A 22,478-nucleotide genomic window follows, 5' to 3' on the forward strand; every position below is an offset into this window, starting at 1 on the left:
CCACCGATCGATTGGTGGCCAATCCCTTGCCAATCGGTCATAAGGCTCGTGCAGTTTCAGCTTGAGGCCACATATGACCCAGATCGTTCACGCGCTGTCCGAAATCTCTGCCCGCTACAAAGCGTTGTTTGTCGATCTGTGGGGGTGCGTTCACAACGGGATCACGGCCTATCCCGAAGCTGTCGCAGCCCTTCAAGCCTATCGCGCGGACGGGGGGCTTGTCGTGCTAGTCACGAACTCGCCCAAACCCCGCGCGGGTGTGGCCGAGCAACTGATGCAGTTCAATGTTCCCGCAGATGCCTATGACACCATTGCCACCAGCGGCGATTCCGCGCGGTCGGCGATGTTCCGTGGCGCTGTCGGGCACAAGGTTTACTTCATGGGAGAATGGCAGCGCGATGCAGGCTTTTTCGAGCCACTGAAACTGCTGCACCACCCGATCCATATCGAACGCGTCCCGCTGAGAGAGGCCGAGGGGATCGTCTGCTGTGGTCCCTTTGATCCGATGGCTGACCCGGACGTGAACCGCCCCGATTTCCTCTATGCCAAGCAGATGGGCATGAAGCTGCTATGCGCAAACCCCGATATTGTTGTCGATCGCGGCGAGGTGCGCGAATGGTGTGCCGGCGCTTTGGCCAAGCTCTATACCGAGATGGGCGGCGAGAGCCTGTATTTCGGCAAGCCGCACCCGCCGATCTACGATCTGGCGCGCCGCAGGTTGCAGGAACTGGGACATGATATCCCGGACAGCGACATTCTGGTGATCGGCGACGGCCCCCATACGGACATTCTGGGGGGCATGGGTGAAGGCATTGATTCCCTGTTCATTTCGGGCGGGCTGGCGGCGGCTGAGACAAAAACGTCGCACCATCCGGATTACGAAACCCTAACGGCTTATATCGAAAGGGAAAAGATCAACCCGACCTACACAATCGGTCGATTGAGATAGCAAGAAAAGACTTGATTTTCTGCAACTGCGAAGTAATAAAGTTGCCAACCTAGGCCGGATAGTGGTTTTTTCTTTCTCGGTCGATTTCGAGTGAGGGCAACATGTTGGACAATCTTCCACGCGGAACGATCTGTATCGAAGACATCGAAATGGGCATGTCCCGCCACCTGCGTAAAGTGGTGACGGACGAAGATATCGAGATGTTCGCGCAGGTCTCGACAGACCGGAATCCGGTGCATCTGGATGATGATTATGCCCGCGATACAATCTTCGAAGGGCGCATCGCACACGGAATGCTGACAGCTGGGCTGATCTCGGCCGTAATTGGCGAACAACTGCCGGGCCATGGCACGGTCTATATGGGGCAGTCACTGAAGTTCCTGGCCCCCGTGCGCCCCGGTGACATGGTTTATGCCGAGGTCAAAGTCATCGACATCGACTTTTCCAAGCGCCGCGTCAAACTGGATTGTCATTGCTCTGTCGAGGGTAAGAAGGTTCTGATCGGCGAAGCCATGGTACTAGCCCCGTCGCGCAAGTTCGACTGATCGGCGAACACATCCATGCAAAAGGCGCCCGACCGGCGCCTTTTTTGTTTGGACGCTATTTTTTTGCCTGTGATTTTCAGGACGGGCGGGCGCGTTTTCGCCCTTTCAACGCACCGGATTCCAGAATGATCTCTGACACCACGTGTTCGCGCCTGTAAGCCATCACATGAACACCGGACACCCCCGCGATATCGCGGATCTGCTGGATCAGTTCGATACAGATCTTCTTGCCCTCGTCAGCTGGCTTTTCGGCCTTCTCCATTCGCTCGATGACCTGATCGGGGATGTGAATGCCGGGAACATTGCTGCGCATCCAGCGTGCCGCACGCGCTGACGCGATGGGGCCAACACCCGCGATGATGAACACTTTCTTGTCCAGTCCCGCATCCCGCACCCGCGCCATGAATTTCTCGAACAGCGGAAAGTCGTAGATGTAATTGGTCTGAATATACTCGGCCCCGGCCTCAACCTTCTTTGCCAGACGGTCAGGTCGCCAGTCATAAGGCGGTATGCAGGGGTTTTCGGCAGCACCAAGGAACAGTTGCGGCGGGCGCGTGATCTTACGACCAGAAAGGAACATTCCCTGATCGCGCATCGTACGGATCGTCCGCAACAGAGTCAGGGAATCGAAATCGAATACCGGTTTTGCCCCTGGCTGATCCCCGACGCCGACGCCGTCGCCGGTCAGGCACAGCACGTTACTGACGCCCAACGCCGCGGCCCCAAGAACATCGCCCTGAATGGCAATCCGGTTCCGGTCGCGGCAGGAAATCTGATAGACCGGAGAATAGCCCGCGCGCGTCAGCAAGGCACAAATCCCAATCGAGGACATATGGCAGTTCGCGCCCGAAGCATCGGTTGCATTGATCGCGTCAGCCACTTCGCCAAGCGGTTGGGCCGCCTGAAAAACATCCTCTGGGTCGGCACTGTCGGGTGGGTTCAACTCGGCAGTCACTGCGAAACGGCCTGAACGGAGTACCTTTTCCAACCGGCTGTGCGACACATATCCTTGAGGAACCGGAACATAGCCAATCGGCTCCACCTCGTTGCGATGGGTATCACTCATTTCTTCAGTTCCCGGTTGATCGCGTTGGGTGGTTCGGCGGCCAGTGGTGCCGCAGAGGGTTCATTCTCGCGCGCTTCGGGGAATGCCTCGGCCAGCGCCAATCGGGCAGCATCCCGGGTCTCGCGCTCGTGTGCAGCAATTTCGCGACTGACCCGCAACCAGGATGACGAGCCTTTCAACGTGTGCTCCACCGGTGGCAGAACTTCTTTTATCTTGTCGGCTCCGTCCCGCATACGGCTGGCTCCGTTCCAGGCCAGGGCCCAGACACATTTCATATCCGGCTTCACCTCACAGAACTCGCCGGGACGTACGCCGCCACATGGGCCATTGCGCAATTGCTTTGGGCAGTTCATCGGGCAGGACATTCCGGTGGATGACAACACGCATTGCCCGCACATCTTGCAATCGAACAACAGAGTTTTGACGCCCTTCTCAACCAGTGCAATGGGGCGTTCGACGCGGTTATATCCGATCTTTGCAAATAGCGGGTCCATCGCGACCATGCCGCGTTCGACACATTTATAGATCCACTCGAAAGTGCGGGCATGACGAATCGCGAACAGTCGCATTCGGTACATGGGTCTGCCTCCTGTGCTGGGTTCGTTCGAACCTGGCCGGGCTTTGATCCGGCTCGCTGTAAATCCAGAGAACCGGATTTTCAGTCTAAACCCGGAATTTTTTTTGAATCAAGCGGTTGGAGACGCCTGGTCTGAAATACTTGGATTGGCCTCGTCCATTTCCCGGCCAACTGAAATGTTCAGAGCTCAATCACAGGATCGCATTCTTTGAATTCAAACTGCCGCTTGAACAAATTGACTCGCGCCGCTACGCAATCGTCTATGCACATCATCCGGGATATCCAGTTCGTCCAGCCAGAAGATCGCGGCGCCAGCGTGGCAATCGGGAATTTCGACGGCGTTCATTTGGGGCATCAGTCGGTCATTGAACTGGCCCGAAAGGCTGCGCCGGAGGCGCCGCTGGGTGTGTTGACCTTCGAGCCGCATCCGCGGGAGTATTTTGCGCCGGACACGCCTCCGTTCCGCCTGATGCGGGGTAATGCGCGGGCGCACCGGCTGGAAAAGCTGGGCGTAGAGAAGCTGTATGAACTGCCGTTCAACGCGGCGCTGGCCGGTCTTTCGCCAATGGAGTTTGCGCGCAACGTGATCTGTGACGGGCTGGGCCTGTCGCATGTCGTCGTGGGTGCCGATTTCTGCTTTGGCAAGGGCCGCAGTGGCACAGCGCAGGATCTGGTGAAGTTCGGGCGGGACATGGGGTTCGACGTGACGATTGCGCCTTTGATGGAACGGTCGGAAAACGTGGTGTCCTCAACCGCCATTCGCACCGCGCTGAGCGACGGCCGACCACGGGACGCAGCCGCGATGCTGGGACACTGGCACCGGATCGAAGGCGAAGTGATCGGGGGCGAACAGCGCGGGCGCGAGTTGGGCTTTCCCACCGCGAACATGTCCATCGAAGGGCTGCACCCGCCAAAGTTCGGTGTCTACGCCGTATTGGTGGATGTGTTGGATGGGCCGCATAAAGGCAGCTATCACGGTGCGGCCTCGATCGGGGTGCGTCCGATGTTTAACGGTCAGGTGCCCAATATCGAGACCTTCCTGTTCGACTTTTCGGGCGATCTGTACGGGGCGACCCTATCGGTGGGTCTGATCGACTTTCTGCGCCCCGAGATGACATTTGACGGGCTGGAGAGTCTGATCACGCAGATGGATGCCGACTGCGAACAGGCCCGCGGTGTTCTGACCGCCCTATGAGTGTTGATCCGATTGAACGCACGGGCCTGCCTGCCCGGTTTTGGGAACGCAAGCCCCTGCGCCAAATGAACCAGCGCGAGTGGGAGGCGTTGTGTGATGGCTGCGGCAAATGCTGCCTAAACAAGCTGGAAGATGAAGACACGGGCGAGGTTGCCCTGACCTGCGTCGCGTGCCGCTTGTTGGATGATGAAAGCTGCCGCTGCGTACAATACGACATCCGGCATCAATTCGTGCCGGAATGCATCGTCATGACCCCCGACAATATCGACGAACATGCCTATTGGTTGCCACAAACCTGCGCGTATCGGTTGTTGTGGGAAGGCAAACCGCTTTACGACTGGCACCCGTTGATATCTGGTACAGCGGACAGTGTGCACGCTGCCGGGGTCTCGGTTCAGGGACGCACGGTGTCCGAGTTCGAAACGCCCATGGAAGAGTGGGAAGATTACATAATCGAGGAGCCAAGCTGATGCATTTCGCGTCTGACAATTCCGGGCCGGTTCATCCGCAGGTCATGGCCAGGCTGGCCCAGGTCAATCAGGGCTATCAGATGGCCTATGGCGCGGATACGCTGATGAACGAGGTGCGCGACCGTATCCGCAGCATATTCGAGGCTCCGGGTGCTGCGGTCTATCTGGTGGCGACGGGGACAGCAGCGAATTCGCTGGCCCTTGCAACATTGTCAAAGCCCTGGGAAACGGTCTTCTGTTCCCCTGTCGCACATATCCACGAGGATGAATGCAACGCGCCGGAATTTTACAGCGGCGCCAAGCTGACCCTGGTTCCGGGCGGAGACAAGATGACCCCTGAGGCGCTGCGCGGGTCAATTCTGGGCGAAGAAACACGCGGCGTACATGGGCCGCAGCGCGGTCCCGTGTCGATCACACAAGTAACCGAGCGCGGATCGGTTTATTCGCTGGCAGAGTTGCAGGCCCTGTGCGGGGTCGCCAAGACGTACGGCCTGCCCGTGCATCTGGACGGTGCGCGCTTTACCAACGCGTTGGTTGCGCTGAACTGTTCCCCGGCGGATATGACGTGGAAAGCAGGTGTGGATGCTGTCAGTTTTGGCGGCACCAAGAATGGTCTGATGGGTGTCGAGGCGGTGGTGTTCTTTGACGAAAGCAAAGCCTGGGAGTTTGAGCTGCGGCGCAAACGCGGGGCGCATCTGTTTTCCAAGCACCGCTATCTGTCCGCTCAGATGGCCGCCTATCTGGAAGACGACCTGTGGCTGAAGATGGCACGTCAGGCCAATGACAACTGCGCCCGCTTGGCCGAGGGTTTGCGCGCCAAGGGGGCCGCATTTTTGCACGAACCGCAGGCCAATATGATCTTTGCCTCATTCCCACGCGCGAAGCACAAGCAACTGCACGAGGCCGGCGCGGTTTATCACCTTTGGGGGGCAGAGCTGGACGGCGAGGATGAAAACGAAAACCTCGCGTGCAGGCTGGTTTGCGACTGGTCCATCGGAGCGGCGGAGGTCGATCAGTTTCTCAATCTGCTTTAACGCCTATCGGGGCGTTGGCCTGCCAGAACGCCCGCAGCAAAGCGCCGGTTTCATCAGGGTGTGAAATCGGCAGCATGTGCCCTGCGCCGTTGATGCGTTCATGGCGCGCATCAGACAGGCGCCGTTGCAGCCCTGCGCAAATCGCGTGGATCACCGGCGGCGTCTCAGACCCGCTCAGCAGCAGGGTCGGCATCGATGCACGCCGGAGCCGATCCGGGTCAAGCAAACCTGCCTGATCGTCATAGAGCACAGGCTGCACAGCCGGAACCGCGTCGATCCCACGCACCATATTTGCCCGCGTGCGTTCGGGCAGATCAGGCCATTTGGGGCTGATCTTCGTGCTCCACGCCCTGTTGAACAGGCGCGCGGCCAAAACCTTGTCACCAGACCCGAAGGCCGCGTTGACCGGCTCGGAGTCCCGTTCGTGCTGTTCGAACAACAGCGGCGCATCCTGTTTTGCAACTGCAAAAAACACGGGTTCGATCAGGATCAGGCTGCGCACGCGGTCGGGATGTTCGATCGCCAGCCTGAGCGCGATCATCGCCCCAAAGGAATGCCCGATTACATCCATGGGTTCCGTCAATTCAGCCAGGGCCGGTTTGGTCACTGCGTCAAAGAAATCACCCTGCCCGTCCCAATCCGGGCTGCGCCCATGCGACAGCATATCCGGGGCAATAAAGGACGCACAGCCATCCAGCGCACTGGCCAAACCGGACCAGGCACCGGAATGTGCGATCGTGCAATGGAGGGCGAGCAGTTTCCGCTCCCCCTCGCCCAAGTGCCTGACGAAAACCGATTGCATCGCGGCCCTGACCGTCACCCGTTCATCTCGGCTAGATGCCGGTCCAGATCATCCAGCCTGTCCTGACCCCAGAACCGCTGGTCGTCGGGCGTGATATAGAACGGTGCGCCGAAGACACCCCGGTCCACGGCTTCCTCGAGGTTGGCGGCATAGGTTTCTGCCCCAACCAGCAAGCCGCTGTCTGCCAGACCGGGTTCAAACCCGGCTTGCGTCAGACATTCGCGGATAACTTCGTCCTGTGCGATATCCTTTTCCTCGGCCCAGCAGGCGCGAAGGAAGGAATGACACAGCTTGCCCACATCGCCCGAGCCGTCCTTGATCGCGGCAATAACCGCATAAGATGACGGGGCCATGTTGGTCGGCCAGTGCGCGGGTTTCAGATTGAACTCCATCCCCAGATTCTTCGATTGGCGCAGCAACTCCTGTGCGCGGTATTCGATACGAGAGATATGCCGGTCTTTCGGAGGGGTTCCCCCGGTGCGCGCGAACAGGGCGATAATGTCCAGCGGTTTATAGTTGATCGTGGCGCCGTGTTTCGCCGCGATTTCTTCCAGCCGCATCCCTGCCAGATAGGAATAGGGCGAGAGTGTCGCAAAAAAGTAGTCAATCTGGGTCATGTGCACTTTCTCCGCTGCGTTACCTTTGCGGGACGGTAAGGCCATGCTAAGCGGTGTCAACATCACGATTCTGTCACATTGCCATTGCTGCCCGGGGACCTCAGCCGATGCCGACACTTCACGAACCCAAGCTTATCGCTGGGAACGCCAACCTTCCGCTTGCCCAAGCCATCGCACGCCGCATGAGCCTGTACCGAGGCGTTGATCAGGGTCTGGTCGATGCGCGTGTTGAGCGGTTCAACGACGGTGAGATCTTCGTCGAAGTGTTCGAGAATGTGCGCGGCGAGGATATGTTCATTATCCAGCCAACCTCGAACCCGGCCAATGACAACCTGATGGAGCTGCTGATCATCGCAGATGCCCTGCGCCGGTCTTCCGCGCAGCGGATCACTGCCGTGATCCCGTATTTCGGGTACGCCCGTCAGGACCGTCGCACCAAGGCCCGCACGCCCATCAGCGCCAAGCTGGTCGCCAACATGCTGACCGGGGCCGGGATCGAACGGATCCTGACCATGGACCTGCACGCGGCCCAGATTCAGGGCTTTTTCGATATGCCCGTGGACAACCTTTATGCCTCGCCCATCTTTGCGCTGGACGTGAAGCATCAGTTCAAGGGAAATCTGGATGAAATCATGGTCGTTTCACCCGACGTGGGCGGCGTGGCCCGCGCGCGTGAACTGGCCAAGCGGATCAACGCCCCTCTGTCGATCGTGGATAAACGCCGTGAGAAAGCCGGCGAAGTGGCCGAGATGACCGTGATCGGGGATGTGAAGGACAAGATCTGTCTGATCGTGGACGACATGTGCGACACCGCCGGAACGCTGTGCAAGGCGGCGCAGGTGCTGCTGGATAATGGTGCGAAAGAGGTTCATTCCTACATCACGCATGGCGTCATGAGCGGCCCTGCGGTGGAACGGGTGACAAATTCGGTTATGAAGTCGCTGGTGCTGACCGACACCATCCAGCCGACCAAAGAGATTTTGGGCGCCAAGAACATCCGCATTGTTCCGACCGCGCCTATCTTTACGCAGGCGATCCTGAACATCTGGAACGGAACCAGCGTGTCATCCCTGTTCGAAGACAAGACGCTGACACCGATCTACGAATCCATGTACCAGATGGATTGAGTTTGGACGGGGCGACAGGATGTGTCGTCCCTTTCTTTTTGCACCACCGATTGCGCACAAGCCTGACCCATGTGCGCAATCAGCGATACAAGTGGACCGATCTCCATGACTGGCAACAAACGCATTGTTCTTTCCAGCGACCACGCGGCAATCGAGCTGCGTCAGGCTGTGGCCAACCACATCACGCAGCAAGGCTGGGACGTGGTCGATATCGGCCCGACGACCCCTGAAAGCACCCATTACCCCAAACACGGCAAGGCCGCGGCACTGGCCGTGGCTTCGGGGGATTGCGGATTGGGCATTATCCTCTGCGGCACGGGTCAGGGCATCATGATGGCCGCAAACAAGGTGCCCGGCATTCGCTGCGGCGTCTGTTCGGATGCGTTTTCTGCACGAATGATCCGCCAGCACAACAATGCCAACATGCTGTCGATTGGCGCGCGCGTTGTCGGCGAAGGTCAGGCGCTGGATATTGTGGATGCGTTTCTGGGTGCCGAATTCGAAGGTGGCCGCCACGCCACACGGGTCGATATGATCGAAGCGCAGGACGACTGAGTCCTGCGCCTGTCCTGTAAGCCCCGGATCAGGAAATGTTCCAGTCGTCCGGGTGTGCCACCTCTCCAAACGCAGTCCAGCTGATCCGGATGCGGGCAATCCGCGTGTCGGACCATGTCCGAAACACCGCTTCAAACCCTTCCGAGGTGATGTTTTCTGCCTGAACCTCGGCGCGCAGGGCTGATGATGTGTCGACATCCCAAAGGGAAATCCCGATCTGGACCATGGGCGGGCTAAGAAACGTGTCCTTGAATTGGATGGGTTTCCGACGTTCTCGGGGGCCTTCACCAGTCCACATGTCCCCGCCTTCGGCAAATTCCGAAAACAGAACACTTTCACCCTGATCGATGCCAATGGGATGGGTCAGAAATTTTTTCATGTTTTCATCATTATACTTGAATTTCCGCAACTTACCCCGGCTTTTTGGCAAAAGCACGACAAAAAAACGGCCCCGCGATCGCGAGGCCGTTCCAGTTTTTCAGTGTTAAGCCAATTACAGGCTCATATGCGTCCCAAGCGCTTCCATGTCGGCCAGCAGCTTGGCGGCTTCGTCGACGATCGACATATCGTCGCCGCCTTTTGCCGCTTCGTGCGAGGCGCGCGCCTCGGCAATCAGCTCGTCCATATGCGAACGGGTGATTTCCGAAACCGGAACCGCCTTTTCGGCCAGAACCGACAGGCTGTCGCCGTTGATCTGGGCAAACCCGCCGGTGACCAGGTATTCGCTGGACCCTTCGGGTGCCTCAACCTTCAGCAGACCGGGGCGCAGCGTTGTGATGGTGGGGGCATGATCGGGCATCGCCGTCATGTCCCCGTCCGCGCCGGGAATCTGGACCGCGGTGACCTCGAGCGAAGCAAGGCTCCGCTCGGGGCTGACGAGGTCGAAATGCATCGTGTTTGCCATCAGGGATACTCCTTAGGCGGCTGCTGCTGCCATTTTTTCGGCTTTGGCGATCACTTCGTCGATGCCGCCAACCATCAGGAAGGCTGCTTCGGGCAGGTGATCGTATTCGCCAGCCACAACGGCCTTGAACGACGAGATGGTGACATCCAGAGGAACCTGAACCCCCGGCGAGCCGGTGAAGACCTCGGCCACGTCGAACGGCTGCGACAGGAAGCGTTCGATCTTACGGGCACGGGCCACGGTCAGCTTGTCCTCTTCCGACAGTTCGTCCATGCCGAGGATGGCGATGATGTCCTGCAGCGACTTGTAGCGCTGGAGGATCTGCTGAACGTCGGTCGCAACCTTGTAGTGCTCTTCGCCGACGATGGCCGGGTCGAGCAGGCGCGAGGTCGAGTCGAGCGGGTCAACCGCCGGGTAGATACCCTTTTCCGAGATCGCACGGTTAAGAACGGTGGTCGCATCCAAGTGAGCAAACGAGGTTGCCGGCGCGGGGTCGGTCAAGTCGTCCGCAGGCACGTAGATCGCCTGCACCGAAGTGATCGATCCGGCCTTTGTCGAGGTGATGCGTTCCTGCAGGGCACCCATGTCGGTAGCCAGTGTAGGCTGGTAGCCCACGGCGGACGGAATACGACCCAGCAGAGCCGACACCTCGGAACCCGCCTGTGTAAAGCGGAAGATGTTGTCGACGAAGAACAGAACGTCGGTACCGGACTGGTCGCGGAACTGCTCGGCCAGGGTCAGACCGGTCAGAGCAACACGCGCACGCGCACCCGGAGGCTCGTTCATCTGGCCGTAAACCAGGGCCACCTGGCTTTCCGACAGGTTGTCCGGCTTGATCACGTTCGATTCGATCATCTCGTGATACAGGTCGTTGCCTTCACGGGTCCGTTCACCAACACCCGCAAACACCGAGAAGCCCGAGTGCACTTTTGCGATGTTGTTGATCAGTTCCATGATCAGAACGGTTTTACCAACGCCGGCGCCGCCGAACAGGCCGATCTTACCGCCTTTGGCGTAAGGGGCCAGCAGGTCAACCACCTTGATGCCGGTGACCAGAACTTCGGACTCGGTCGACTGTTCGGCAAAGGTCGGTGCGGGCTGGTGGATCGCGCGCGCTTCGGTTGCCTCAACCGGACCTTTTTCGTCGATCGGCTCGCCGACCACGTTCAGGATGCGGCCCAGAGTGGCATTGCCAACCGGAACCGAGATCGGTGCACCGGTGTCGGTGACCACTTCACCACGGACCAGACCTTCGGTCGCGTCCATCGCGATGGTGCGGACAGTGTTTTCACCCAGATGCTGAGCAACTTCCAACACCAGGCGCTTGCCGTTGTTGGTGGTTTCCAGCGCGTTCAGAATTTCAGGCAGCTGATCTTCGAAGTGCACGTCGACGACGGCCCCGATGATCTGTGTGACTTTGCCTTTTGCATTCGCCATGTTTCGTCTCCGGTTTGTCTCTACAGCGCCTCGGCGCCGGAAATAATTTCAATCAGCTCGTTGGTGATCACGGCCTGACGCGAGCGGTTGAACTGGATCGTCAGCTTGTCGATCATCTCACCCGCGTTGCGTGTCGCGTTGTCCATTGCGGACATCCGCGCGCCCTGTTCAGACGCTCCGTTTTCGAGCAGAGCCGAGAAGATCGCGGTCGCAACCCCCTTGGGCAGCAGGTCGGCCAGAATGGCTTCTTCGCTGGGCTCGTAGTCGAAGATGGCACCGCTGTCGTCACCTTCCGATTCCTCGAACGAGGCGGGGATGACCTGCTGTGCCGTCGGGATCTGGGTCACAACGTTTACGAACTTCGCGTAGAAGATCGTAGCAACGTCGAACTCGCCCCCGTCGAAGCGGGACAGGATGTCCTTTGCGATGTCCTGCGCGTTGGAATAACCCAGACGCTTGACCTCGCTCAGGTCCACATGCCCAACGAACAGATCGCCAAAATCACGCTTGAGCGCGTCGCGGCCTTTCTTGCCGACGGTCAGGATCTTGACCGTCTTGCCCTTGCCGCGCAGCTCTTCCGCCTTTTGGCGGGCCAGCTTGGCGATGTTCGAGTTGAAGCCGCCACACAGGCCGCGTTCAGCTGTCATAACGACCAGCAGATGGACATCATCGCTGCCCGTACCCCGGAGCAGCTTGGGGGCGCTGTCGCTGCCCCCTACCGACGCCGCCAGCCCCGCCATTACGGCATTGAACCGCTCGGCATAAGGGCGTGAGGCTTCGGCAGATTCCTGGGCGCGGCGCAGTTTTGCGGCCGCGACCATCTGCATGGCCTTGGTGATCTTGCGGGTCGATTTGACCGACTCGATCCTGTTTTTAAGGTCCTTCAGACTAGGCATCGGAACCTCCTATCAAGCGAAGGTCGCGGCGTATTCGTCGATCGCTGCTTTGAGTTTGTCGGACGCGTCACCTTTAATCTTCGGATCTTCGTCGGTGATCCATTTCAGCAGGTCAGCGTGCTTGCCGCGCAGATGCGCCAGCAGGCCAGCCTCGTAGCGGCCAACATCCGACACGTCGATCTTGTCGAGGTAACCGTTGGTGCCCGCGAAGATGACGCAGACGATTTCCGCGTTGGTCAGCGGCGAATACTGCGGCTGCTTCATCAGCTCGGTCAGGCGCGCACCGCGGTTCAGCAGCTGCTGGGTTGCGGCGTCGAGGTCGGACCCAAACTGCGCAAAGGCCGCCATTTCGCGATACTGAGCCAGTTCCAGCTTGACCGGACCGGCAACCGATTTCATCGCGTCGGTCTGAGCCGACGAGCCCACACGCGAAACCGACAGACCGGTGTTCACGGCAGGACGGATGCCCTGATAGAACAGTTCGGTTTCCAAGAAGATCTGACCGTCGGTGATCGAGATCACGTTGGTCGGAATAAAGGCCGAAACGTCACCACCCTGGGTTTCGATAACCGGCAGAGCGGTCAGCGAACCTGCGCCGAAGTCTTCGTTCAGCTTCGCCGAACGTTCCAGCAGACGGGAGTGGAGGTAGAAAACGTCACCCGGATAGGCTTCGCGGCCCGGCGGGCGGCGCAGCAGCAGCGACATCTGACGATAGGACACGGCCTGTTTCGACAGGTCATCATAGATGATCAGCGCGTGACGGCCATTGTCACGGAAATATTCCGCCATCGCGGTTGCGGCATAGGGTGCCAGGAACTGCATCGGTGCCGGGTCGGACGCGGTTGCGGCGACAACGATCGAATATTCAATCGCACCGGATTCTTCCAGTTTCTTCACCAGCTGGGCAACGGTCGAACGCTTCTGACCGATCGCAACGTAAACGCAGTACAGTTTCTTCGACTCGTCGTCGCCTGCGGCTTCGTTATAGACTTTCTGGTTCAGGATGGTGTCCAGAGCAACGGCGGTTTTACCGGTCTGACGGTCACCAATAATCAGCTCGCGCTGGCCACGGCCAATCGGGATCATCGCGTCAACCGATTTCAGGCCGGTTGCCATCGGTTCGTGCACCGATTTACGCGGGATGATGCCAGGCGCTTTGACGTCTGCAACGCCGCGCTTGGTGGCATTGATCGGACCTTTGCCGTCCAGCGGGTTGCCCAGACCGTCAACAACACGGCCCAGCAGTTCATCACCGATCGGAACGTCCACGATCGAGTTGGTGCGCTTGACGGTGTCACCTTCTTTAATGTCACGGTCAGAACCGAAGATAACGACACCGACGTTGTCGCTTTCTAGGTTCAGCGCCATACCCATGATGCCGCCGGGAAATTCGACCATCTCACCGGCTTGAACGTTGTCCAGGCCATATACACGGGCAATCCCGTCACCGACGCTCAGCACGCGACCGATCTCGGCCACTTCGGCTTCCTGACCAAAATTCTTGATCTGGTCCTTCAGGATTGCAGAAATCTCTGCAGCTTGGATTCCCATTTATCCGACCTCTTTCATTGCATTCTGTAGGGAGTTCAGCTTCGAACGGATCGAACTGTCGATCATTTTCGAGCCCACTTTGACGACAAGACCGCCGATGAGGCTTTCATCAACGGTCGCATTGATAGTTACGGTCTTGCCCACACGCTCGGACAGCGTCTTGGACAGTTTTTCCAGTTGTGTCTTGGTCAGCGCCTTGGCCGAGGCGACATCGGCGGTCACTTCGCCACGCTCGTCTGCCAGCATATCACGCAGCACCTGCACCAGTTGCGGCACAACAAACAGGCGGCGTTTCTGCGCCATCAGAGCCAGCGTGTTGCGCAGGATGGCGTTCAGCCCCATCTTGTCAGCAACAGCGGCAATTGCTCCTTCTTGCTCGGCCCGCGAAATCAAAGGCGATGCGATCAGGTCACGCAGGTCGGCACTGTCGCCCAGTGCTGCTGCCAGATCATTGATGCCGGATTCCAGACCCGCAAGGTCATTATTCTCTTTTGCGATCTCGAAGATCGCGGTGGCATAGCGCTCGGCGATGCCTGTGGAAATCGAAGCTGGTTCGGACACGTCCACCCTTCCGATATTTGAGGCCCCGATTTTGGGTAGCGGCCGCTACCTTGGGGCGTGAGGAAACCCCGGCCAGACGGTCGGGGATCAAAATCACCGGGGATGTAGCAGAGGTGAACCAACCAAGCAATACGCTATAGCGGTAACAGATTTATCCACAAAATGTTAATTTTCATACACTTACATCAAGTGCGACCGTTTGGACCGGTCGCGGCAGTTGAAAAATGTTACGAATATGCAGGTTTTTGCGATTCCTGTGACTTTTTTCTCGCGAATTTGTCACTTTGGGATGCACGCGGTTGTCATGCAGGCTTTAGCAGACCGTCCAGCGCCTTGATCGGCTTCCTGATGGCATCTTTGGTGACATTACCCCGAGGCGGGTGAATGTTCTTTGTGACCTCGACCATCAACACCCCGCCCGCCATCACAGTTGGAATGCGCTGCCCGGTTTTTTCGATCAGACTGCCCGATTTCAACCAAAAGCGCCGGAAGGATGGCGGCATGTAAAGAGCCGAGCAATGCGCCTCGGGCAGGAAGTAGTGTGATCTGAGCTGATTTTCCAGCTGAGTGGCGGAATAGGGACGACCAAAGCCAAATGGCGTTTTGTCCGTACGTGACCACAGACCCGCCCGGTTCGGAACAACGAACACGGCCCTGCCACCGGGGCCCAAAACACGCCAGCACTCCTCCAGCAGCTGGTTTGGCCGCTCGGACGTTTCCAGCCCGTGCATCACCACCAGCTTGTCCACGTGACCGGTTTCAATGGGCCACCGGGTCTCTTCCGTCAGGACCGAGACATTGGGCATCCCCGCAGGCCAGGGCATCACACCCTGCGGGCCGGGCATCAGCCCAATGACCCGGCGCGCATCGGCCAGATAAGGGCGCAACAGCGGCACGGCAAAGCCAAAACCGGCAACGGTCTGACCTTTGGCTTCGGGCCAAAGCTGTATCAGTCGCCCGCGAATAGCCGCTTGCGCCGCGCGCCCAAGGGTGCTGCGGTAGTAGAAGTTCCTCAGATCCTGCACATCAAGATGCATTGCGGACATCCGGTCAATCGGCTTAGCTGGGCGCAGTCTAGCAATGAAAGGGCAAAAGGCCATGCCTCTTGAAATCGTTACAATCCCGTGCCTCAGCGACAATTACGCCTTTCTGGCCCATGACAGCGGCAATGGCCAGACTGCGCTGATTGACGCGCCCGAAGCCGCGCCGATTCTTGCAGCGCTGGAAGATCGGGGATGGACGTTGTCACATGTGCTGCTGACCCATCACCACTGGGATCACGTTGAAGGGCTGGCCGAAATTCTGACCCAGCACCCCGCAAGGGTCATCGGTGCGGCCGCCGACGCGCACCGCCTGCCCCCACTGGACCAGCAGGTTGCCGAAGGCGACAGCTTTGAGGTCGGTGGCGAACCGGTCGAGGTGCTGGACGTTTCGGGGCACACGGTTGGTCATGTCGCGTTTTATCTTCCGCAAAGCGCGGTCGTCTTTACCGCTGACAGCCTGATGGCGTTGGGTTGTGGGCGTCTGTTCGAAGGCAGCCCGGCGCAGATGTGGGCGTCGCTGAGCAAACTGGCCGCTTTGCCGGATGACACTCTGGTCTGTTCGGGGCATGAATATACACAATCCAACGCGAAATTTGCCATTACCGTCGATCCCGAGAACACCGCGTTGAAACAGCGAATTGCCGATATCGACCGCGCCCGTGCCGCTGGCGAAGCCACTGTTCCGTCGATTTTGGCGCTTGAAAAAGCGACCAACCCGTTTCTGAGGGCCACGGATCCGGCGATTCAGGCCCATCTTGGTATGGTAAACGCCGATCCTGCGGCGGTTTTCGCCGAAATCCGGGGTAGAAAAGACAAGTTCTGATGCTTATTTGCCCCTCTTCACGGCCACGGTCACAACAAATGTGACTGTCAAGTGAAAGAAAACCCTTGAAGCCGGGCCACGATCAACCAAACTCTAATAGTATGAGGACATGGTTGGGATGGGGTTCCGGCCGAAAGCCCGCCCCCTTCTGACCCAAGACAGAGGAGCACCCGCGTGCCTTCATTCTCGAGCACACTGGAACAAGCCATCCACGCGGCCCTTGCGGCTGCGAATGAACGGCGACACGAATTTGCAACGCTGGAGCATTTGCTGCTGGCGCTTCTGGAAGAACCCGATGCGGTGCGCGTCATGAAAGCGTGCAGCGTTGATCTGGACGAGTTGCGCAGCACTCTGGTTGAGTTCATCGACGAGGACCTATCGAATCTGGTCACGGATATTGACGGGTCCGAAGCCGTACCAACGGCAGCGTTCCAGCGCGTTATTCAACGCGCCGCGATCCATGTACAAAGCTCGGGACGGACCGAAGTGACCGGCGCCAATGTGCTGGTCGCGATATTCGCTGAACGCGAAAGCAATGCCGCCTATTTCCTGCAAGAACAGGACATGACCCGGTACGACGCGGTCAATTTCATCGCCCATGGCGTGGCCAAAGACCCTGCGTATGGCGAAAGCCGGTCGGTGTCCGGAGCGGATCAGGTGGAAGAAGAAGCTCAGTCAGGTTCCGGCGACACGGAGCAAAAGGAAAGTGCGCTTGGGAAATACTGCATTGACCTGAACGCGAAATCGCGTGCGGGTGATGTCGATCCGCTGATCGGGCGGGCGGATGAGGTGGAACGCTGCATCCAGGTGCTGTGCCGCCGCCGCAAGAACAACCCGCTGCTGGTGGGCGATCCTGGCGTGGGCAAAACCGCCATCGCCGAAGGTCTGGCGCACAAGATTGTCGCCGGAGAGGCGCCGGATGTCTTGGCAAACACCACCATCTACTCGCTGGACATGGGTGCGCTGCTGGCCGGGACCCGTTATCGCGGCGATTTCGAGGAACGCCTGAAAGCGGTTGTAACCGAGCTGGAAGAGCACCCCGACGCGGTGCTTTTCATCGACGAAATTCACACCGTGATCGGTGCTGGTGCAACCTCAGGCGGGGCAATGGATGCCTCGAACCTGCTGAAGCCTGCGTTGCAGGGCGGCAAGCTGCGCACCATGGGCTCGACCACCTACAAAGAGTTTCGCCAGCATTTCGAGAAGGACCGCGCCCTGTCGCGCCGGTTCCAGAAGATCGATGTGAACGAGCCTTCGGTTGAAGACAGCGTCAAGATCCTGCGCGGTCTGAAGCCCTATTTCGAAAAACATCACGACATCAAGTACACCGCTGATGCGATCAAAACCGCGGTCGAGCTGTCGGCACGTTACATCAACGACCGCAAGCTGCCCGACAAGGCCATCGACGTGATTGATGAGGCTGGCGCGGCGCAGCATCTGTTGGCGGAAAGCAAACGGCGCAAAACCATCGGCGTCAAAGAGATTGAGGCCGTGGTTGCCAAGATCGCCCGCATCCCGCCCAAGAACGTCACCAAGGACGATGCCGAGGTGCTGAAAGACCTCGAAGCCTCGCTGAAACGGGTGGTGTTTGGTCAGAATCTGGCGATCGAGGCGCTGGCCAGCGCGATCAAACTGGCCCGCGCCGGCCTGCGAGAGCCCGAAAAGCCCATCGGCAACTATCTGTTTGCCGGCCCGACCGGCGTGGGCAAGACCGAGGTGGCGAAACAGCTGGCGGATACGCTGGGCGTTGAACTGCTGCGTTTCGACATGTCGGAGTACATGGAGAAACACGCGGTCAGCCGTCTGATCGGCGCACCTCCGGGCTATGTCGGGTTCGATCAGGGCGGCCTGCTGACCGACGGTGTCGACCAGCATCCACATTGTGTGTTGCTGCTGGACGAGATTGAAAAAGCGCACCCGGACGTGTTCAACATCCTGTTGCAGGTGATGGACCATGGGGAACTGACCGACCACAACGGCCGTACGGTAAACTTCCGCAACGTGGTACTGATCATGACCTCGAACGCGGGGGCGCAAGAGCAGGCCAAGGCCGCGATCGGGTTCGGTCGTGACCGTCGCGAGGGCGAAGACACTGCCGCGATTGAACGCATGTTCACGCCGGAATTCCGCAACCGTCTGGATGCCGTCATCTCGTTCGCACCGCTGCCGAAAGAGGTCATTTTGCAGGTGGTCGAGAAATTCGTCCTGCAACTGGAAGCGCAGTTGCTGGATCGTGGTGTGACAATCGATCTGACACCCAAAGCCGCCGAATGGCTGGCGGATAAAGGGTATGACGACAAGATGGGTGCGCGCCCGCTGGGCCGTGTCATTCAGGAACACATCAAAAAACCGCTGGCCGAAGAACTGCTGTTTGGCAAGCTGGCAAAAGGTGGTGTGGTCCGTGTCTCGGTGAAGAAGGGTGATCTGGATCTTGAGATCCTTGGCCCGGATCAACCGCGTATTTCGGGTGACAAGCCCCCGCTTCTGACGGCGGATTGATTGCCTGACGCATCAAACAGAAAACCCGCCAAAAAAGGCGGGTTTTTTGTTTTGCCCAGCACAGACAAGGACTCACCCGCCTACCCCAGGGTCGCAATGGCGTCTCGGTTAGGCTGCGCGTGAAACGTCTGGCGGACATGCGCAGCCATGATTTTCTTACGGCACGGGTCACTGTGGCCCGTATCGCCAATAACCGGTTGCGGATCGGCGGCTTGTTTTCGTGGCTACCAAGGGCCAGTGGCCTTACCTTTCGGTCAGTTTCAACTCGATCCGGCGGTTTTGCGCGTGTGCCTCGGGCGTGTCAGCCGGATTGACGGGCTGGAATTCTCCAAACCCGTTAGCCGCAAGGCGGTTGGGTGGAATGCCCAGCGCGTCAACCATAAAGCGCACGACCGACAGCGCGCGACCCTGGCTGAGCTCCCAGTTGTCGCGATACCGGCCCGACCCGGCCAGAGGAACGTTGTCGGTGTGGCCGTCGACCCGGATCACCCAGTTCAGACCGGGCGGGATTTCAGCGGCAACACTGCGTAGGATGTTAGCCACCTTGGCGACCTCCTGCTGCCCTTCTGCGGACAGTACGGCGGACCCGGTCGGGAACAGAACCTCGGACGAAAATACAAACCGGTCACCTTCGATGCGCACCCCCTCCTGACCGCCCAGAACGTCCCGCAGGCGACCGAAGAATTCCGAGCGATAGCGTTGCAGGTCCTCGGCCTGTGCCGCCAATTCCTGGTTCTGCCCGGCCAGTGCCTCGGCCTCGGCCTCAAGACGCAGGCGTTCCGCTTCTTCCAGCAGACGGCGCCTGCGTTCTTCGGATGCGGCACGGGCCAGCGCTGCGTTCAGGTCCTGCCCTAACGTCTGAATCTGCACCTCGGCGGCAGCGTTGCGTTCTTCGAAATCGTCAAGCAAAGCCTGCAAGGAGCCAAGTTGCCCGCGCAGGGCGGCGATCTGCTGGTTCAGCAGAGCGGCTTCTCGCTGCGCCTCGGCAGAGATTTCTTTTTCATCCGAAAGCGTCGCATTGGCGAGGTCCAGCAAGGCCTGCCGCTGCTCGGCCAGAGAGCGTTGTGCGTCGGCATCCGCCTGCGCCTGCGTCTGCGCCTGCAAAGCGGCTTCAAGCTGGGCCCGCAGTTCATCCGGGTTCACGTCACCAAACTGACGCTCCAACGCGGCACGCGCCGCCTGTGCTGCGGCCAATAGGGTGAGTGTGTCTTCGGCCTCTTTGCGTTGCGCTTCCAGCGCAAGTGTCATGGCCGTCAGCTCGGCATCGGCATCCTGAAGGCGGTTACGCAGTGCCTCGGCGGCGGCAGCTTCGGCCAGACGGGCGGCCTCTTCATCGCTGAGCTGCTGTTCAAGGGTGGTGATCTGGGCGTCCCGGTCGGCGCTGCCTTGCTCCAGATCCGCCACCAGCGCTTCCAGTGCTTCCCGGCGGGCAGCGGCCAGACGGGCGGCTTCGGTCTGTGCGTCGATTTCCTCGCGGCTTTGGGCAAGCGCCAGGTTCAGCGCCTCTTGCTCGGTCAACAGTTGCGCGCGCTGCGTTTCAAGCGCTGCAATATCGCCCAGTGCCCGTTCCTGTTCGGCCAGCAGGGCGGCAACTTGCGCTTCGAAGTTGGTGATCCGGGTCTGTGCCTGATCCAATGCGGCAGCCTGACGGTCGCGCTCGGTGGTCAGTGACGCGATCAGTGACTGGGCTTGCGCGAGATCGTCTTCAGCCCGCGACAGGGTGGTGTTCAACGCCCCAAGCCGCGCCTGCAACCGGCTGTTTTCGCGTTCTTCCAGCCCCAGCGCGCCCGCCAAAGCCGCGATTTCGTCGGCCAATGTGGTCAGTTCGTCTTCCTGACCCGAGATGGTTTCGCGCAGCACAAACTGGATCACCATGAAGATGGTCAGCACAAAGGTCAGCACCATCAACAGCCCCGTCATCGCGTCGACGAAACCGGGCCAGACCGAGCCCTGGAACCGTTGACCGGTGCGGCGGGACAGCGCCATGGGTTATTCTCCTTCCGGCGTGGTACGCACCGCACCGCGCGGCAGGGTCAGCGCCTTGACCAGCAGTTCTATATCCTTTCGGAACTCGTTCATGCTTTCCTGACGGCCCGCCGAAATCTCTTCAAGAATGCGCAGCAGCTGCACATCCATCGAGCGCAGGCGCATCCGGCTTTCGGCGTCGATGCCTTCACCCGCGCCGTGATCGCGCATGTGATCCAGCAGGGCTTCCTGACCCAGAGCGACGCGTTCCAAAGCCGAGGTGACGCCTTCGGTATTGGCCTGACGGTTGTTCATCTCACCGATCACATCGACCAGCAAACCCAACTTGGCGGAAACCTCGGCGCGCTCGCTTTCCTGCGCTGAAAACAGATCCTGCAACGCATCCATCTGTTCGGACATGGCGTCCAGCACCGGCGTGAGCACGGCAATTTCGGCACCGCCTTCTTCTCCACCCGCGAAACCTACACGGGTGATCGAAGACAGCCATTCTTCAAGCTCGCGATAGAAACGGTTCTGCCCGTGCCCTGCGAAAACTTCGAGCAGACCGACGATCAGCGACCCGGCCAGACCCAGCAGAGACGATCCGAACGCAACGCCCATCCCCTGCAACTGCGCTTCCAGCCCGGTCATCAGGCGGTTGAACACGGCCAGCCCTTCTTCGCCCTCTTGCGGATTAAGGCTGCGGATCGTATCGACGATGGCAGGTACGGTTGTCGCCAAACCGAAGAATGTGCCCAAAAGACCCAGATAGATCAGCACGTTGGTGATATAGCGGGTGATCTCCCGCTCTTCCTCGACCCGTTCGGCTACGGAATCCAGAATCGAGCGGGTTGAAGTGGAGCTGATCTGCGACCGCGCGCCCCGTTCGCGTAGCAATGAGGCCAAAGGAGCCAGCAATTGCGGCGTGCGGGCGTCTTCGCGAACAACACCGCCGACGAAGGCCTCGATCCAGCGTACGGATCCGATCAGTTGCGTCACCTGATAGAAACAGGCAAGAACGCCGATCAGAAAAACCATCAGGATGAAGCCGTTCAGGTACGGGTTGGCGAAGAACACCGGTAACACATAGGGCAGCGCCAGAAACACACCCAGCCCGGACAGGCCGATCGCCATCAACATCAACAGAATCTGCCGTGTTGGATGCGAGAAATGGGGTCTCGCGCCCTGATGTGCCTGCGCCATGCGCGTGGTTCCCGGTATTTGCCTGCTCTGCGTCGAAACTAGCGAAATTCCACTGGTGACGCCAAGAGTTTATGCGGTAATACTGCGCACCCGTTGCGCCAACCACTCAAGATCGGCGTCGCGCAGGCCGATCTCGGCCAGATGTTCGGCGGTATTGTACAGGTATTCGTCATTCGGGCCGCGCCCGCCAACCGCATGGGCGATGATCCGGGCCTGATCCTCCAACGGCATCCCGCCGCAATACTGCACATGGTCGGCATCGATCACATAGGTCACGGCGTTGACAATGTCGCCATTTTCCAGATGCACATCCAGCATACGTTCGACATAGGCCGACGAGATCAGCTCGCGCTCGCGCAGTTCGTGCAGAGTGCGGTCTTCGTGACCGGTTTCAACCGCAAGGGCCAAACCGGTGCAACTGGCGTTCGCCTGCTCGTCCAGCGCCAGCACCAGCCCCGGCTCTTCCTCGGTCCCCCGGTGGTGGATCGAGCTCATGCAGAAGGACCGGGCATAGCCATGCAGTGTCGCGCGTTCGCTGCGCGCGACCGGAAAGCCCGGATTCCACAGCAGCGATCCATAACCGAAAACCCACATCGTCATTGCACTGGTCCTTGCCCGTTTGGGCCTATAAACATCAATTCCAAGGCAGGAAAAAGGGC

23 protein-coding genes are annotated in these 22,478 nt (G+C 59.3%); 9 read left to right on the forward strand and 14 right to left on the reverse strand.

Translation table 11 applies throughout. From position 1 onward, the window contains the following. Positions 1 to 73: 73 nt before the first annotated feature. Positions 74 to 949: a TIGR01459 family HAD-type hydrolase gene (locus I9182_RS09285; protein WP_209598046.1), complete on the forward strand. Its 876-nt coding sequence runs from the start codon at positions 74 to 76 to the stop codon at positions 947 to 949. Between the two features lie 101 nt (positions 950 to 1,050). After that, entirely contained in the window at positions 1,051 to 1,494 is a 444-nt protein-coding gene (locus I9182_RS09290) for a MaoC family dehydratase (RefSeq protein ID WP_209504791.1), read from the forward strand. Between the two features lie 76 nt (positions 1,495 to 1,570). On the opposite strand, the gene I9182_RS09295 is transcribed toward I9182_RS09290, so the two are convergent. Both I9182_RS09295 and I9182_RS09300 read right to left on the reverse strand, forming a co-directional pair. Continuing rightward, positions 1,571 to 2,560: a methylenetetrahydrofolate reductase gene (locus tag I9182_RS09295; RefSeq protein ID WP_209598047.1), complete on the reverse strand. Its 990-nt coding sequence runs from the start codon at positions 2,558 to 2,560 to the stop codon at positions 1,571 to 1,573. Next, on the reverse strand, positions 2,557 to 3,138 hold the full coding sequence (locus I9182_RS09300; RefSeq protein WP_209598048.1) for a methylenetetrahydrofolate reductase C-terminal domain-containing protein: 582 nt from the start codon (positions 3,136 to 3,138) through the stop codon (positions 2,557 to 2,559). Before I9182_RS09300 ends, I9182_RS09295 begins: the two co-directional genes overlap by 4 nt. A 261-nt stretch (positions 3,139 to 3,399) precedes the next feature. Here I9182_RS09300 and I9182_RS09305 point away from each other — a divergent pair, with 261 nt between their 5' ends. Genes I9182_RS09305 through I9182_RS09315 form a run of 3 tightly spaced genes read left to right on the forward strand, consistent with a single transcriptional unit; the run spans position 3,400 to position 5,836 of the window. Then, entirely contained in the window at positions 3,400 to 4,332 is a 933-nt protein-coding gene (locus I9182_RS09305) for a bifunctional riboflavin kinase/FAD synthetase (protein ID WP_209504794.1), read from the forward strand. Next, positions 4,329 to 4,802: a YcgN family cysteine cluster protein gene (locus tag I9182_RS09310; protein WP_209504795.1), complete on the forward strand. Its 474-nt coding sequence runs from the start codon at positions 4,329 to 4,331 to the stop codon at positions 4,800 to 4,802. The genes I9182_RS09305 and I9182_RS09310 overlap by 4 nt, the downstream gene beginning before the upstream one ends. Beyond that, on the forward strand, positions 4,802 to 5,836 hold the full coding sequence (locus tag I9182_RS09315) for a beta-eliminating lyase-related protein (RefSeq protein WP_209598049.1): 1,035 nt from the start codon (positions 4,802 to 4,804) through the stop codon (positions 5,834 to 5,836). The genes I9182_RS09310 and I9182_RS09315 overlap by 1 nt, the downstream gene beginning before the upstream one ends. Here I9182_RS09315 and I9182_RS09320 read toward each other — a convergent pair. Both I9182_RS09320 and I9182_RS09325 read right to left on the reverse strand, forming a co-directional pair. After that, entirely contained in the window at positions 5,823 to 6,656 is an 834-nt protein-coding gene (locus I9182_RS09320) for an alpha/beta hydrolase (RefSeq protein WP_348540391.1), read from the reverse strand. The genes I9182_RS09315 and I9182_RS09320 overlap by 14 nt on opposite strands. Further along, positions 6,653 to 7,255, reverse strand: coding sequence for a 2-hydroxychromene-2-carboxylate isomerase (locus tag I9182_RS09325; RefSeq protein ID WP_209598050.1), 603 nt, complete (start codon positions 7,253 to 7,255; stop codon positions 6,653 to 6,655). Before I9182_RS09325 ends, I9182_RS09320 begins: the two co-directional genes overlap by 4 nt. Before the next feature lie 107 nt (positions 7,256 to 7,362). On the opposite strand from I9182_RS09325, the gene I9182_RS09330 reads away from it, so the two are divergent. Both I9182_RS09330 and rpiB read left to right on the forward strand, forming a co-directional pair. Then, positions 7,363 to 8,382: a ribose-phosphate pyrophosphokinase gene (locus I9182_RS09330; protein WP_209504798.1), complete on the forward strand. Its 1,020-nt coding sequence runs from the start codon at positions 7,363 to 7,365 to the stop codon at positions 8,380 to 8,382. Positions 8,383 to 8,487: 105 nt separating this feature from the next. Continuing rightward, the gene (gene rpiB, locus I9182_RS09335) at positions 8,488 to 8,937 is read left to right on the forward strand and encodes a ribose 5-phosphate isomerase B (RefSeq protein ID WP_209504799.1); all 450 of its coding nucleotides are present in this window, start codon (positions 8,488 to 8,490) and stop codon (positions 8,935 to 8,937) included. Between the two features lie 28 nt (positions 8,938 to 8,965). Here the strand turns inward: rpiB and I9182_RS09340 are convergent, their stop codons facing one another. From I9182_RS09340 to I9182_RS09370, 7 genes are all read right to left on the reverse strand, one after another. Next, positions 8,966 to 9,316 (reverse strand): H-type lectin domain-containing protein, encoded by a 351-nt coding sequence (locus I9182_RS09340; RefSeq protein WP_209504800.1) that lies wholly within the window; start codon positions 9,314 to 9,316, stop codon positions 8,966 to 8,968. Positions 9,317 to 9,430: 114 nt separating this feature from the next. Beyond that, positions 9,431 to 9,841 (reverse strand): F0F1 ATP synthase subunit epsilon, encoded by a 411-nt coding sequence (locus tag I9182_RS09345; RefSeq protein ID WP_209504801.1) that lies wholly within the window; start codon positions 9,839 to 9,841, stop codon positions 9,431 to 9,433. A 12-nt stretch (positions 9,842 to 9,853) separates the two neighbouring features. Beyond that, positions 9,854 to 11,278: a F0F1 ATP synthase subunit beta gene (atpD, locus tag I9182_RS09350; RefSeq protein WP_209504802.1), complete on the reverse strand. Its 1,425-nt coding sequence runs from the start codon at positions 11,276 to 11,278 to the stop codon at positions 9,854 to 9,856. A gap of 20 nt (positions 11,279 to 11,298) precedes the next feature. Then, positions 11,299 to 12,174, reverse strand: coding sequence for a F0F1 ATP synthase subunit gamma (locus I9182_RS09355; protein WP_209504803.1), 876 nt, complete (start codon positions 12,172 to 12,174; stop codon positions 11,299 to 11,301). Between the two features lie 12 nt (positions 12,175 to 12,186). After that, positions 12,187 to 13,725: a F0F1 ATP synthase subunit alpha gene (gene atpA / locus I9182_RS09360; protein WP_209504804.1), complete on the reverse strand. Its 1,539-nt coding sequence runs from the start codon at positions 13,723 to 13,725 to the stop codon at positions 12,187 to 12,189. Beyond that, the gene (locus I9182_RS09365) at positions 13,726 to 14,286 is read right to left on the reverse strand and encodes a F0F1 ATP synthase subunit delta (RefSeq protein ID WP_209598051.1); all 561 of its coding nucleotides are present in this window, start codon (positions 14,284 to 14,286) and stop codon (positions 13,726 to 13,728) included. Between the two features lie 302 nt (positions 14,287 to 14,588). Further along, the gene (locus I9182_RS09370; RefSeq protein WP_209598097.1) at positions 14,589 to 15,323 is read right to left on the reverse strand and encodes a class I SAM-dependent methyltransferase; all 735 of its coding nucleotides are present in this window, start codon (positions 15,321 to 15,323) and stop codon (positions 14,589 to 14,591) included. Positions 15,324 to 15,384: 61 nt separating this feature from the next. On the opposite strand from I9182_RS09370, the gene gloB reads away from it, so the two are divergent. Next, on the forward strand, positions 15,385 to 16,152 hold the full coding sequence (gene gloB, locus I9182_RS09375) for a hydroxyacylglutathione hydrolase (protein WP_209598052.1): 768 nt from the start codon (positions 15,385 to 15,387) through the stop codon (positions 16,150 to 16,152). A gap of 174 nt (positions 16,153 to 16,326) precedes the next feature. Beyond that, the gene (gene clpA / locus I9182_RS09380) at positions 16,327 to 18,651 is read left to right on the forward strand and encodes an ATP-dependent Clp protease ATP-binding subunit ClpA (RefSeq protein WP_209598053.1); all 2,325 of its coding nucleotides are present in this window, start codon (positions 16,327 to 16,329) and stop codon (positions 18,649 to 18,651) included. 243 nt (positions 18,652 to 18,894) lie between these two features. On the opposite strand, the gene I9182_RS09385 is transcribed toward clpA, so the two are convergent. The 3 genes from I9182_RS09385 to I9182_RS09395 form a co-directional block, all read right to left on the reverse strand. Next, a complete protein-coding gene (locus I9182_RS09385) occupies positions 18,895 to 20,637 on the reverse strand; it encodes a peptidoglycan -binding protein (RefSeq protein ID WP_209598054.1) in 1,743 nt (580 codons plus the stop codon). Positions 20,638 to 20,640: 3 nt separating this feature from the next. Then, complete coding sequence (locus tag I9182_RS09390) at positions 20,641 to 21,819, reverse strand: biopolymer transporter ExbB (RefSeq protein ID WP_209504810.1); 1,179 nt, start codon at positions 21,817 to 21,819, stop codon at positions 20,641 to 20,643. 69 nt (positions 21,820 to 21,888) lie between these two features. After that, on the reverse strand, positions 21,889 to 22,419 hold the full coding sequence (locus tag I9182_RS09395) for a gamma-glutamylcyclotransferase (RefSeq protein ID WP_209504811.1): 531 nt from the start codon (positions 22,417 to 22,419) through the stop codon (positions 21,889 to 21,891). Positions 22,420 to 22,478: the final 59 nt, after the last annotated feature.

It is taken from the genome of Ruegeria sp. HKCCSP351, assembly GCF_017872535.1.
GTDB lineage: Bacteria > Pseudomonadota > Alphaproteobacteria > Rhodobacterales > Rhodobacteraceae > Ruegeria.